The sequence below is a fragment of the Parerythrobacter lutipelagi genome, assembly GCF_005434975.1.
GTDB classification, from domain to species: Bacteria; Pseudomonadota; Alphaproteobacteria; order Sphingomonadales; family Sphingomonadaceae; genus Parerythrobacter_A; species Parerythrobacter_A lutipelagi.
Map to the genome: position 1 here is coordinate 414,395 of NZ_SKCJ01000002.1, position 15,399 is coordinate 429,793.

Here is a 15,399-nt window from a genome sequence, read left to right on the forward strand (position 1 = left end):
TGCAGCGGCCGTCGCTCTTGCCGGCGTGTGGAGTCCGTCCGCCCACGCCCAGTCAGCGATGCCCGCCGCGCGCCCCGCGCCGCAACCGATCGATTCCCGAGCGATCCTGCAAATGCGCGCTACGCCCGAAGTCCGGACGATCGCGAGCGCACCGTACATGGCCGATCTGGGCATGACCTTGGATGCGCCGGTCGTGCCCGGTCCCACTGCAAGCCCGCCGTCTGGCGGCAGCGCGATTCCCGCAGGGTCCTTGCCGGCACCGAATACCGGCGGCGGCATGCCCAACCAGACGATCGCCGCTATCGAGGGATCGGTCACTTCGGTTTCCGGTCCGGAGCCTAAAGTCGCGGCGCGCGCGAACGGCACTGTATCCGCCCAAGGCACCGTCGCGGTCCAATCCGGTTCTGTCGTTGTGAACCGTTCATCGACCAAGGATCAGGTCGAAGTGCGAAGCACTGAAGCCGTGCTCAACTGGACCACGCTCGATACTGCAACAATCGATAGCACGACCGATGCAATCAATTTCCTGCCAGCCGGGACCGAGCTGGAATTCGTCGGAACCGGCACCGATTACACTGTCCTCAACCGGATCTTCGGGACGCCCAATGCATCGGGCGTCTATCGCGGGATCGCGTTTGAAGGGACTGTAACCAGCCGCCTATCGGATGCCGGGCCGATTGGCGGGAATGTGTGGTTTTACAGCCCAGGCGGCATTCTGGTCAGTTCGACCGCCGCATTCAATGTCGGCGGGCTTGTACTGACGACCAGCAATCTGGCGCAGATCGACAAGCTCGGGACGGAGCTAAATTTTCTCGGCGTGAGCGAGCCCGGCAGTCAGGTCATGATCGAGAACGGCGCTGCCGTGAATGCGGGCGACTATGTCGTGATGTGGGCACCGCGCATCGAGCAGGCCGGCAATGTCCGGGCAACCGGCAATGTGTCTTATGTCGGCGCGGAACAGGGCCAGCTGATTGTGACAGGCGGTTTGTTCGACATGTCGGTCAGTGTGGGCACGGAAGATGCCAATGGCATCGTCCACACAGGCACGACGGGCGGTGCAACGCCAATCGACAATCCGACCCGCGCGATTTCGATGGCTTCGGTGGCGAAGAACGATTTCGTCACCATGCTGGTGGGCGGTAATATCGGATATGACAACGCGTCGGCAGCCAGCATCAGTAATGGCGTGGTGTTTTTGACTTCGGGCGAGGACAGCAAACCCGGCTCGGGGAATATCGCGTTGGGCGCGGGTGCCTTTACCTCAAGCACGCTGATGCGTGCATTTGGCGAAACGTCGATCAAACTCGATGGCCAGAACCAGACGCTGACAGTCGGCAACGCGGCCAATGAATCCGACTTTTTCATAATTTCGGAGGGCGAGCTCAACATCAGCGCCACCGGCGGCTCGAGCATTTTCGCTGCTGACAATTTCTTTGCCCTGGCTGGCAATGGCCAGACTGGCGGCACCGTCAATATCACGGTCGATGATGCCGGAAGAAACGATGACACGAGTTTCAGCGGGCTGATCGTCGGAGGAAATCTGACTGTCGGCGTACAAGCTGTCGGCACCAACGACACCAACACTGGCGGCGTCGGCGGGGATGCAATCGGCGGTCAGATAAATATCGACCTGTCGCAAGGCGGAGAGATCATCGCCGGCGGAAACCTGAGCTTGCAGGCCTTTGCTCAGGCAGGTTTCGGGGAAACACTTGCCGGGACCGCTCAGGGCGGGACAGTGAATCTCAACATGACCGGTCAGAACAGCCGCTTGCTGGTTGGTGGGACCATATCCGCAGACACGTCTGGGCGAGCGGCTGTAAATCCGGCTTCTGGCGGGTTCGATCCCTTTGTCGGAGGAAACTCCACTGGCGGCGACATCCGGTTCACGCTTGTCGATGGCCTGCTGAACGCTGCCGAGATCCGTCTCAGCAGCGGTGCGACTGCAACGTCGGGACTTCAAGCGACAGCAGACGCGCCGGACGCCACATCCGGTTCGATCGCCTTTGCGAACAGTGCCACGATCAACGTACCTCTCATTGCTCTCACTTCGGATGCCTTGGGTGGCAATGGTGGACGCAGCTTTGGCTCACCCCCTGGCGGCAATGGCGGCACGGCGACCGCCGGAGACATCGCTCTGACAGGTGTCTCCGATTTCATCGGCCTGGCCTCGCTCGAGATTACCGCAACCGCCGTGGGCGGTGTTGGCGGGGCAGCCGGTGTCGGTGGCAGTGGCGGCGCAGGCGGGAATGCCCGAGCCGGTAATGTCCTGATTGATCTGGATAGCGGTGTATTCGAGCCTGGTGCGATTTCAATCGACACCACGGCAGTTGGTGGATTGGGCGGCAATGGAGCCGATAATGCATTCACCGGTGATGGTGGCAATGCACAGGCTGGAAACGTTGCGATCGACTTGCTGACGACCAGCACAGCAGCATCGGACGTCTCCATTTTTGCCCAAGGTGTTGGTGGGACCTCGGGCGTTACGACCGGAACTGTGGGCGTGGTTGGCGGCAACGGCGGTCTGGGGATCGGCGGCAATGTATCGCTAACGGTCTCCGGCTCGGTCAATTCCTTCGACACAACGGGCGGCCTTGTAATCTCCGCCACAGGTGAAGGGGGCAACGGATTCACAGCAGGTGCTTTGCCTGACATTGACGGGGATGCAGGCGATGGGGCGGGCGGTTCTATTTCCATTGCCGCGCTTGACGGTGCACAAATCCTGGCCGGGCCAAATGGTGGTACGGTTTCCCTGTCTGCGACGGGCTTTACCGGCAGCGTTCGCGCGCGGCGAACAACTTCGGCGCAGGCCGGATCATTCGGTGCGGGGACCGGGGGTAGCATCTCGCTGATCTCGGACGGGGCCGGTTCGCTGCTCGACTTCGATACCGGTCGGCTACTTCTCGACGTTAGCGCCAACGGCGCGAACACGACCGGCGGCTCGATCGATATTGCCGCGCGCAATGCCGGTGATATTTCTGTCGCCAACATTGTTCAGGCATTTGCCCAAGCGCAAAATTTCAGCCTGTTCGATACCAGTTCCGGCATGGGCGGCACGATTACGGTCAACGTTTCGGCAGGCAGCAGCCTGTCCGCAAACAGCCTGCAACTCGACGCGAGCGGAGATGATAGCGGCGCCGCTACTGCGCTTTCGGAAAGTTTGCAGGGCGGTTCGACCACGGGCGGCACTATCGTCCTCGACAACAGCGGCACACTGACCGTCGATTCGATCGAGATGACGGCCACCGGCCTCGGCGGAGATGGCGGATCGGGCGTGTCATTCGGGGCGGCAGGCACGGGCGGCACCGGCACCGGCGGGACAGCATCGTTCAATTCCACTGGCACGATTGTCGGGCTGACATTTCTGCAAACCGATACCAGCGGCATCGGCGGAGCGGGCGGCGATGGCGGAACTGGCGGCTCGGGCGGCGCTGGAGGAGATGGGTTCGGCGGAACTTCCGAGGTCATCGCGGAAAACGACCTTGCGACGATTGTCGATCTGGTAGTGAGATCGGCCGGCTCCGGTGGCACCGGCGGAAATGGCCAGGTTAGCGGCTCAGGCGGCATCGGCGGTACCGGAACCGGTGGCTCGGCCGTGCTATCTGTCTCAGGCACCGGCCCCTTGCTCGCCGATCTGGCTGATGCAAGCATCGAGGCGGGCGGACGAGGCGGTACGGGCGGTGTGGGCGGTTCCGGTAGCTCGGATGAATTCTCCGGCGCCGGTGCTTCCGGCGGCTCAGGCAATGGTGGCACCGCCGCATTTATTATCGGCGGTGTTGGCGCAAGCTACGATCTGGATCCCCAGGTTGTTATCTTCGATGCCGACGCAACGGGCGGCACCGGCGGCAGCGGCGGCACCAACCTGAATGGTGGGATTGCCGGAAACGGCGGCACAGGTGGCGACGCAACTGGCGGCGAAATCATCCTCGAGGTTGGTAGTGGTTCCACACTGACCTTGCTCCAGGCGACGAGCGATCCCTTCTTGCTATCCGCCACGGGTACGGGCGGCCTTGGCGGAACCGGTGGCGGGATCGATATGGTTTCCGGTGGAAGCGCCGGCAATGGCGGCGACGGCGGCACCGGCACCGGCGGTTCTCCGCGGTTGAGAGCGGTGGGCGGGACTATTAATGGCAGCGCTATCTCGCTTGTTGCAGAGGGTGTTGGCGGCACAGGCGGGACCGGCGGCGATGATCTGGCAGTTGTACTGGGTGCGCAAGGCAATGGCGGCACCGGTGTCGGCGGCACGCCTACAATCGAAACGTTCGACGGTAGTCCGGGGATCATCACGCTCGGCACGGTGACAATCGATGCAAGCGGCCTCGCAGGTGGCGGCACGATTGCAGGTTCGACAGCAGGAGGGCAGATCACCATTACCGATGGTTCGGCCGATCCGGCCGGCCTGATCAGCATGACGAACCTTACGGTCACAGCGACTGGCACGAGCACCACCGCCGGCACGGCTTCGCTGACGCTTGGCAGTGATAGCGGCCCGATCACTGTCACCAACAACATGGTTGCCGATGTTAGCGCTGATATCGTGTTCGACTTCGACGGTGACGGTCAACTGGTTGTGGGCAACAACGCGGTGCTCAACGCCGCGGGCAATATTCTGCTGACGCACACCAACAACACGGGGCCGGTCAATTCGCTCGATATCGGCAATGATCTGACGGCGACTGCCGGGCTCGACTTCGACGCGGGCGCAAATTCGATCATCACCGCTTCCCGAGAAGTATCGATCACCGCGCAGAATATTGCTTTCGACACGATTGCTGCGGGCAATGACAATATCTTCGATGCGGGCGAGTTCGCACTTACGCTCAACGCGACCAACGGCAGCATCACTTCGGGGCCGATTGGCTCTTTGACCGCCGTGGCCGGGGTCGACCTCGATGCGACACAGGCGATCTCGATCGGCGATTTGGCGATCAACGACGGCCCGATACGGATCGATGCGGGGACTACGCTAGGCGCAGGCGATATCACCATCAACCAGGGCGGGTTCGTCAGCAATGAGTCGATTGCGATCAACGCCGGAGGCGACACGACGCTCGGCAATGTTGCTGCGATCGACGAGCTGACGATCACCAGCGGCGGATCGTTGGACGCGCTTTCGCTGCGCGCGACGGGCATCACGGCAACCGCAGCGGGCGCGGTCAATATTGGCGACGCGACGATCTTCAATGGCGTGGCCGGCGGCGGCGGGATCACTATCACCGGCACGTCCATCATTCTCGGCAGTGCCGATGCTTCCACGCTGGTCGGCAACGATATCCTGCTTGATGCCGTGGCCGGGGGAATGACGCTCGGTACGATCAACACCGAGGCGTTCCTCGATGTCGCTGCGACCGGTGACATCGTGTTTGACACACTGACAGGTGCAGGCGTGTTTCTTACAACGACTGCCGGCAATGTGACCGGCAGTTTCGCGAGCACAGATCGCAACATCAACACCAGTCGTCCGCGCGATGTGCAGATCACGGCGCCGGGCGATGTCGTGGTCACATCGTTCAGCACGATAAATGATGTCGAGATAACGGCTGGGTCCTTCGAAACCGATTCGATCATCACCGGCAATGGTGCGGCGGGCGTTGCAAGCGATGTCATCATCAACGTCATCCGCAACGCAACAATTCGGTCCGCCGATGTGCAGGGTTTCATCGATGTCGACGCCGCCAGCATCACTATTGGCGATATCGCAGTCCAGGCCGGATCGTTCCTCGATTCTGCCGACGGCGATATCATTCTCGACTCGGTTGTTACCGACGGCAACGTGATCGTAAATTCTGCAGCAAATCTCCTGCTTGGTAGCAGTGTGAAACGCGGAACCGACACGTTCGGCAACGAATCAATGACCTTCAACGCCGCGGGCAATGTGACGGTTGCCGGCGTGATCGACTCTCACGACAGTATAAATCTGACGGCTGGTGGAGCGGTCGATGCGCAGCAGTTGACGGCTTTCGACAATGTCAATGTCACGGCCGGAACCACTGCGAACATAGCCGGAGTGACGACCACCGTCTTTGGTACCGGCAACACGGTGACCATCAACGCGCCGATCATTTCACTCGGCGCAAGTTCGCTGGTCGGTGGATTGGTGGCCAATGCCTCTGGGGGGAATCTCGACATTTTCGGAGATGTTTCCGGAGGTGCAGCATTCGACCTCGACGCGGCGGGCGATATCAACTTCACAACGTTGACGAGTTCGCGTCAGATCAACCTCAATGCCGGTGCCAACATAGTCGGGGGTTCCACCGCCGGCACCGGCAACCGCACCATCTTCAATGAAAACCATGTGTTCACTGCCGGGGGCGACATTACCTTTACCGGGACCGTTTTTGCCAAGGATAGCCTGACGGTTACGGCGGTCGGTTCGATCGATGCGAATGCAATCGGAGCTAACGCCAATGCCACGCTGACAGCCGCTGACATCACGTTGGACACGTCGGATGTCGCTGGCTTGCTGAGCGTTACATCCAACACCGGCGGGGTGCTTTTCACCGGACTGATTCAATCTGGAGGCGGAATCGCAGTCAATTCCGCGACCGATATCGATTTTGACCGGATTGAAAACAGCAATGCAAATCTGTCGCTGACGGCGGCAGCCAATGTGACCGGCGTTGATGCTGTCAACACCGCGCCGGTAGGCAGCGGCGGACTGGACCGGACGATCATCAATGCTGGTGGAGACATCACCCTGACCGGGGTCGCGCAGTCCGTAGATGACGGCGTGTTCCTGACTGCGGCTGGCAATATCGACGTCGCAACCATCGACGCAGCGGACACAATCTCGGCCATCGCAACAGGCGTCGTTGTGGTCGATACGGTCCGGAACGCCAACAATTTCAACGCGACGCTGCGCGGCAGTTCGGTCACGCTCAATTCGGGTGCTTTGGCAGGCGGCCTGATCCTCGACGCGACGGCAGGCGACGTGTCGGGGGCGGGTGTCATTACCGTCGGCGGTGCAATCGATCTCGACGCGACTGGCAATATCGGGTTTGGCAGCCTCACCGCGAACGGCCTGTTCAACGCCAATGCCGGCGGCGACATTTCCTTCTCGTCTGCATCATCTACCAACACCATGACCTTCGATGCCGGAGGAAACATCCTTGGCGGCACGATTACAACCGAACAGGCTACCGCAAGCTCGGAGTTTACGGCCGGAACGGATGTGATTCTGGATGACGTAACGACGCGGATTTTCACCGTCACTGCTGGCAACGACATTAAACTCGGCAACGTCGACGCACTGGGCCGCGACATCCGAGGGATCGCGATCGATCTAAATGCAGGCGGAGCGCTTTCTTTCGCTTCGCTGACAGCTGGCCGAGGCATCGATATCGACGTTGGCTCGGTCAGTGGCGGCGGCAATATTATTGCCGATGACGGAGTCAATATCCTCGCGAACAGCATCGATGTGGGCGATGTCGAGGTCCTCATCAACGGTCCGATCGTGCTTCAGGCGACTGCCGGGGACCTAGTGACCGGCAACCTGACCAACACGATTTTCGGCATTTCTGCGCTCGCATCAGGATCAGTCACCACTGGCGATCTTTTGACCACCGGGACAGCCAATGCTTCGGACATAACCGTCAACGCCGGCACTGATGCAGATATCGGCGATGCGACTGCGGGCAACCAGTTGACGGTGACTGTCGGCGGAAATCTGACGGCGGGGGATCTTTCCTCCAATGTCGTAAGTCCGGGCACTGCGCTGACAGTTGGCGGGGACGCCGATATCGCTTCGTTTACTGCATTGGCGGGTCCAGCCAACATTCAGGTGGGCGGAGCCTTGGCCGGGGGCGCATTTGCCGCCGACGGGGTGCTGACAATCAACGCTGCCAGTATCGACATTTTGTCCGCCAATTCGGTCAACGGGTCTGTGACCGCGAATGCCATTTCAGGCGATGCCAGTTTCGGTGCGATTACGGCTGCGACCAATATCACTGTGGTTGCGGCGGGAACGCCGACAATCGGAAGTTTTGACGCAGGCAACAATCTATCGATCACCGGCGCCTCTGTCGGCCTGGGCGGGGGCAGCATCGCGGGTGACCTGAATCTCACCTCGACAATTGGCGATCTTGTCCTGTCGCTCGACGGTGCGGAGCAGATCGTTGTCGGTGGCAGCGCGACGCTGTCTTCGGCTGGCGGCATCACTGTCACACACAGCAACAACACTGCCGGTACCCTGTCGCTCGACGTGAGCGGGAACATTTTGGCACAGGCGCTCGGCGGTTCGATTGATGCTCAGGCAGGATCGATCCTCTCCGGCAATGAAGTGTTCCTGCTCGCCAGCGGGGATATCGACGTGGATGACGTGCGCTCCGTGCCTGGCCTGATCATTACTGCCGGCGGCAATGTTCTGGTCAACAATGCGTCCGCCACAGGGCCGCAGGGTGGCTCGAACTTCAGCGGAATCACGATCGATGCGGGCCTCAATCCGTTCTTCTCGCCTGTCTATGACAATGCGGCGGAAGCGCGGATCACAGGAACGGTGGATTCCTATGCCAACATTACCGTCCGATCGGGCGGCAATGCAGTGTTTGCGTCAGGCTCAACCACCGTGGCCAATGACCGGCTGAGCGTGCAGACCGGCGATGACATCATTGTCGAGACAGGCGCTTCGCTGGTCAGCGGGCGCAATCCGGCGACCGCGCCGGACCCGAGCAATCCGTTCAACGGCGTTGCCGCACTCGAGCTCCAGGCCGGTGGGCTGGGTAACCTGTTGTCGGTCCCGCTTACTCCGGTGGCATCGCTTGTCGTTGGCGGTACGCTCGATGCCAACAATGGCGCGATTATCGCTTCGGCCGGGGCGATTGATGGCCTTGCGGGTGACTTTATCGCCAGTTCCATCGCGCTCGATATCAATGGCGCGCCGATGACCGGGATGATCCAGTCGGACGATGCGGGCCTGCTTTCTGCTTCCTGTCTGCAAGGGAACATCTGCGTCGGCAATATTGCCGCCGACAACGTCCTGGCTATCGGCCAGAACAGCGATAATGACGTGATCCAGGCGATTGTCGAGCAAGGCACCGTCGATGCCAATGACATTCTGATCACCACGCGCAACGACATCGTTATGGGCACCAGCGGCATTGCGACCACGCTGAATGCCGCCAATGTGTTTAGTGCGACCAGCATTTCCGGCGATGTGAATCTGCTCGATGCGACCATTTCAAGCGGCAACATCCTGATCGAAGCTGCGGGCAGTCTGCTGGGTTCAGCCAGCCTGACCAGCACCGGCGATATCGGGATCACCGTGGGGCAGGATTTGAATGCTGCCTCGATCGTAACTGGCGGAGAACTCACCACAGTTGCGGACGTTAGTGATGCGCCGGAAGGATTCTTCAGCGTTCCGGGCAACATCAACATCGGTACGCTTGAAGTCGGCATCGGTGGGGTGAACTATTCGGCGAGCGGCAATATTGACATCGGGACGATCATCGTACCGGGCACCGACATCAATCTTTCGGCCGGCGGGCTGGCTCAACTGGGCTTCACCGATACGGCCAACAATGTCGGCCTCGACGGCGGATCAGTCGTATTCGGAGCGATTGATGCGACAGGCGATGTTACCGCCGATTCCGGTTCGACTATCGATATCGGAACGATCACTGCGGGGAATGATATCGGCCTGCTTGCAGTCGGTGCGATCACCGGCGGGGATTTGACCGCGGCGGGATCGCTGTCACTCGATGGCGGCTCGATTGCCATCGGCAACGCCTCTGCCAATCTGATCGGACTGACCAGCGGCAGCGATATTCTGTTCGACCTGCTGCAATCGCCCAATGGAATCACGCTGATCGCGGCCAATGGCGTGATTGGCGCAAACAGCGGCCCGGGAGATATCGAAAGCGACGGCGATGTTTCGCTGACTGCGCAAGCGATAGCGCTCAACGATATTACTGCAGGCGGTTCAGTCGATGCGCAAGCGACGGCGGGTAACGCGTCGTTCGGAACGGTCGAAACAGCGGCGGACATCACTATCACAGCCAGCGGCACGCCGACCCTCGTCAATGCCATCAGCGGCGGGAAAACCAGCATCACCGGCCAGTCGGTCGCATTCGACAATGGCACAATTGGCGGCGATCTCGCGCTCACCGCAACAGCGGGCAATGTTTCCAGTAACGGAACCGTGTCGGTCGGCGGCGGCATCGCGTTGAACGCGAGCGGTGACATCGCATTTGGTTCGCTGGAAGCTCAGGGTGGCGACTTCCTGGTTGATGCAGGGGGAGCGATATCCTTTGTTGCGGCAACGGGATCGGCGTTGGTCGAAATGAGCGCTGGCAGCACGCTTCAAGGCGTTTCCGTCGATGCAGCCGGCGATGTTTCGCTCGAAGGATCCGCTGTCAGCGTGACTGATCTGCTGAGCGGAGGATCCGTCGATGTCACTGCTTCAGCAGGCGGCATTTCGCTCGCCAACACCATCGCGCTTGGGTCGATCACTCTTGGCGCCACCGGCGATATACTCGCCGATCATGCGGAAGCAGGGACCGATTTCACTGGCACCGCGGACGGCAATTTCACCACTGGACTGAACTCGATCATCACCGGCGGAGATATCCAGATCGTCGCCGGCAACATCGTCAATCTCGGAAACTCGACCGCAGGCGGACTGATCGACGTGCAAGGGAGCCAGATCGATTTCGTGACGCTGATTGCAGGCGGTTCGATCGACCTTCTGACTGCAGTCACGCCGAACACTTCGGTCGGCAATGGCGACATTGCGGGCACGACCGTCACAGCTGGCGCCGGGGCGAGCAGCATGGATGCGTTCGGATCGATCCTGATTGGCGGAACCATGACGATCGGCGGCGGTTTGACGCTGGATGCGGCTGACGACATCGTCCTCACGGCCACCGATGTGCAGGGGGGCGACTTCATCGCCACCGCTGGTGGCTCGATCAGCCATGGCACGACCGATGTTGCTGACGCGCTCGATTTCCTCGCGCAGAGCGGTGACATTCTCGGCACTGGCACAGTAACAACCGGAAACGGTGCGTTTCTCGAAGCGACGCTTGGTTCGATTGCCGGCACCGAGATGTTCGTTGGCGATGGTCTGGATGTCCTTGCAGGCGGGACGGTCGATTTGCAGGACGTGATTATGTCCGCCGGTCCGGCCAAGATCACAGCGGGCGGCAACATCACCTTGCAAGACGTGATTGGCGGCGACGGGACCGACATCTCGATATCCAGCAGCAACGGGACCGTTTCGTTCGCCGATCTTCAGGCCGATGGCTTCGTCACGGTATTTGCCGGAAACGGTCCGCTGGTCGGGCTTTCCATCGACGCTGGCAGCAATGCGACTGTCGAGGGCGACACTGTCGATGTGGGTAGTGTTGCTTCCGGCGGAGATATCACGGGGATCGCGAATGTCGGCGGTTTGTTGCTCGGCAATGCGCAAGCAAGCGGTTCGATCGCATTGAGCGCTGCAACCGATGTATCGACCGGCTCCCTTGATGCCGGTACGCAAATCTCCATTGGCGGGGAAAGCTTCAGCGGAACAAGCCTTGCTGCCGGCACTTCGATAGTCATCGCTACTGCGGGCGACGCGCAATTCACCAGCGCATCGGCGGGCAGCGACATAGATCTCGTGACAGGCGGCGATGCTCTTGCTGACAGTCTCGATGCCGGAGATGCAATTGCCGTCGAAGCGGACGGACTGGCGCAGTTCGGGTCGGTCACCACGGGAACTGCGTCCGGCAGCACAATCACCATTTCGGGTCATGACGGCGTGGTGCTGAACGAATTGATCGGCTTCGACGCGTCGTTGATCTCTGTCGCCGGTCCGGTGTCAGTCGACACCGAGATCGATCTGGCCGGCAGTCTTGCCGCCGAGGGCAACAGTGTGTTGCTTCGCTCTACCAAGGATCTGGTGGTGTCATCGATTGCGAACGATGGCGGCATCGATATCAGCACGCTTGGCAATCTTACTGCAGCTGGGGCAGGCGCGACAGCCGATATCCTGCTCTCCTCGCCCGGCGATATCGTGATCTCCGATGATGTCGTTGCGGGCGGCAATCTGAGCGTCGACGCTGGCAATCTCGTCGATGTGCAGGCTCTGGCGAGCGGCATATCAATCGATGTTTTCTCAAGCGACATCGTGATCGGTTCCGACGGGGCCATTGGCGAAAGCGACAGGACGCAAGCGATCAATTTCAACTCCCGCGCCAGTTCGGCGACGTTGGGCGGCGCGGGCGGGGCATCAGACTACCAGCTCGACAATGACGAATTTTCGCGCGTGTTCAGTGGCGACCGTGTGAGCCTGATTTCCGGCGATTCTGACACAGGCTTGCTCCCGGTCACAATTGATGAGCTGTCCGTTATTGCCGGTGCGGCCTCAGATGCGACCGATGGGAATATCGGACAGGGCGGAGGCCTTTTTGTAATCGGCTCCTCGATCGACGTAATTGGGGAGGCAATCGTCAGCAATGCGGGCGTTGACACGAAACTCGGCCTTTTCGCTTCCGGTGATGTGTTCCTCGATGCAGAAACCGGTCTGCTCGAAGTGCAAGCCGGTACCGGAGATTACACCGGTTCGATCCTGATCGAGGCGGAGAATTTCTATGCAATGACCGGGGCCGCTCTCGCCGATATTCAGGGGTTGAGCATCGAAGACATAGACGCGCGGCTGGCGGACAGCGATGGGCTCGACATCCCTGAGGGTGTCATCCGGGCAGGAACGCTCGACATCACGACGATTGCCAGCGATGTCTTCATCCAGAACACGGTCCCGGGAACCGCGTTCGATGAACGCCGCGGCTTTACAGTGGATCAGTTGCTCATTTCCGACCCGAGCAGCAGTGTGCAGCCGATTGTGATTAACGGGGTCATATCCGGCAATACGGGGATCGATGCGATACCGCTGGCCGATATCAGCAGCAGTTTCGATCCCGGTTCGACCATCAACGGATGCCTGATCGCCAATCCCTCGAGCTGCATCGTTATTCCCATCGATATCGGGCCGGGCGACAACCCGCTGCGCGATCTGATCGACGAGGAAATCGAGGACGATCCCGTCGATACCGCAACGATCGACACGGGGCTGGTCGAACTGCGCGAAGATCCGCTGCGCCGGGATGATCCACTTATCGACGAGCCGGTTACCGGTGCTGGCAATGAAGACCTGTGGGACTTTGACTCCGGCGACGAGGACGAGTGCGAAAGCGACGAGAACGGTGTGTGCCTGGCGCAAGCGGCCGAATAGGCGCTAACGTCTTGACCTCTGGGCAAACGCGCGTGCAAGGCGCGCAGCCATGAGCGACACCCCTCTCAAGCTGTTCAACAGCCTGACCCGCGAGTTGGAGATATTCGAACCGGTCCATGCCGGTCAGGCGCGGGTCTATACCTGCGGCCCGACAGTCTACAATTACCAGCATATCGGCAATATGCGGGCCTATGTGTTCGCCGACACGCTGGGCCGGACCCTCAGCTGGAAAGGCTTCTCCCTTCGCCACGTCATCAACATTACCGATGTCGGCCATCTGACCTCCGATGCCGACGAGGGTGAGGACAAGATGGAGAAGATGGCGGCCCGTGAAGGCAAGTCCGCCTGGGATATTGCGCGTTTCTATCAGGAGGATTTCGAGCGTGACTTGGCCCGTTTGAACAACCGCCCTGTCCAGCACCCACGCGCTACGGACTATGTCGACGCGATGATCGAGTGGGGCAAAAAGATCGCGCCGGATCACTGCTACGAGCTTGATGGCGGGCTTTATTTCGATGTCTCCAGCGTCGCGGACTACGGGCGGCTCGCCCGGGCGGTTACCGACGATGGCGAAGGCAGAATCGACACCGTCGAAGGCAAGCGCAACGCGGCCGATTTCGCCATCTGGCGCAAGACACCGGCGGGTGAAACGCGGCAGATGGAATGGGACAGCCCATGGGGCAGAGGGGCACCCGGCTGGCATCTGGAATGCTCGGTGATGGGCCGCAATCTGCTCGGCTTTCCGCTCGACATTCATACCGGGGGGATCGACCACCGCGAAATCCACCATCCGAACGAGATTGCCCAAAACCAGGCGTTCTGCGGCTGTGGCAGCTTGTCCGAGGCCGCAAACTCCGGCGCGAAAATCTGGATGCACAACAACTTCCTGGTCGAGCGGTCGGGCAAGATGTCGAAGAGTGCAGGCGAGTTTCTGCGGCTGCAATTGCTGGTCGACAAAGGCTATCATCCGCTGGCTTACCGCATGATGTGCCTGCAGGCGCACTATCGCAGCGAGCTGGAATTCAGTTGGGGCGGGCTCGCTGCCGCTTTGACCCGCCTCAAACGGATGGTGATGGCGGTGGAGCGCCTGTCGGATGCGGTGTCTGCCCCGACGATCGACCACGCCAAATTCGCATCTTCACTGGCGAAATTCACCGATGCAATGAGTGACGACCTTGGCACGCCGGTTGCCTTGACCGCATTGGAAGACGCGTTGGCCGTCAAGAAAGTCGATGCCGGAATCAAGCGGGCCGTGATCGAGCATATGGACAACGTCCTTGGTCTCGACTTGTTCGATCTGAAGCGGACGGACCTGCGGATACGGCCGAAGGACACACAAATGACCGAGGCTGAAATCGAAGCCGAACTGATCCGCCGCAAACAAGCCCGCGTGGCGAAAGATTTTGCCGCGTCCGATGCGATTCGCGAATCCCTGGCGGCCAAGGGCGTCGAAGTGATGGACGGTGATCCGCTGGGCTGGGACTGGAAGCTGGGTTGAAGCTCTGGCGGCTCACGCGTGCGCCGTTTGTCGCGCTCGACGGGTCGGGGCCGGAAAAGCACGGTGCGCGCTGGACATCGCCGGGGCTGCCGGTGGTCAACTTCGCATCGGAGCCGGGTCTCGCTGTGCTGGTCGTGCTGCGCTATCTTCCCCGTGACCTGACCGGGATCGATCGCGACTACGTCCTCGGCTGGACTGAAGTGGATGCCGTGCCCGAGCGCTTGCCGTTTGTGGCCGATCAAGCGGAAAAGCGCCGCCTCGGCGACGATTGGTTGCGCTCGGGACGATCCTTGCTTGCTGCGGTGCAATCCGCCGTCCTGCCGGAGGCGGACATTGTGCTGCTCAACCCGGGCCATGCCGGCGCAGCATCCGTGCCGCCACTGACCATCCGGCCGTTCGATTTCGCGCAAACCCTGAGTTTGCCTCAGGGCGGCTAGCCGCGCGGGATTACTTCGAGCTCGTAGGGGACGAACAGCATCACATCGAGCTGTTCCCACCGCACCCAATCGACCGGACGTTGCAGGCCATCGATCTGCACGGCGTAATTCTCGCCGATTTGCCCGCTTACTTCCCGCGAATCCACTGCGATCCAATCGATGACCGCGCTGCGATACTGGTCGGGCTTTACGATCGAGAGATTGACCCGGTTGCTGCCCGGCAAAAACTGCGCGCGTCCGACTGGTTGGACGGACTGCAT

At 60.7% G+C, this 15,399-nt stretch carries 4 protein-coding genes; 3 read left to right on the forward strand and 1 reads right to left on the reverse strand.

The genetic code is table 11. The annotated features are described in order from the left end of the window. The first annotated feature begins 25 nt into the window (after nt 1-25). Genes E0502_RS10320 through E0502_RS10330 form a run of 3 tightly spaced genes read left to right on the forward strand, consistent with a single transcriptional unit; the run spans nt 26 to nt 15,139 of the window. A complete protein-coding gene (locus E0502_RS10320) occupies nt 26-13,204 on the forward strand; it encodes a hypothetical protein (RefSeq protein ID WP_137677929.1) in 13,179 nt (4,392 codons plus the stop codon). Nucleotides 13,205-13,253: 49 nt separating this feature from the next. Further along, nucleotides 13,254-14,702, forward strand: a complete 1,449-nt coding sequence (gene cysS / locus E0502_RS10325; RefSeq protein WP_137677930.1) for a cysteine--tRNA ligase — start codon at nt 13,254-13,256, stop codon at nt 14,700-14,702. Further along, on the forward strand, nt 14,699-15,139 hold the full coding sequence (locus tag E0502_RS10330) for an RES family NAD+ phosphorylase (RefSeq protein ID WP_161593763.1): 441 nt from the start codon (nt 14,699-14,701) through the stop codon (nt 15,137-15,139). The genes cysS and E0502_RS10330 overlap by 4 nt, the downstream gene beginning before the upstream one ends. Here the strand turns inward: E0502_RS10330 and E0502_RS10335 are convergent. Continuing rightward, nucleotides 15,136-15,399 (reverse strand): hypothetical protein, encoded by a 264-nt coding sequence (locus tag E0502_RS10335; protein WP_137677932.1) that lies wholly within the window; start codon nt 15,397-15,399, stop codon nt 15,136-15,138. The two genes, E0502_RS10330 and E0502_RS10335, sit on opposite strands and share 4 nt — an antisense overlap.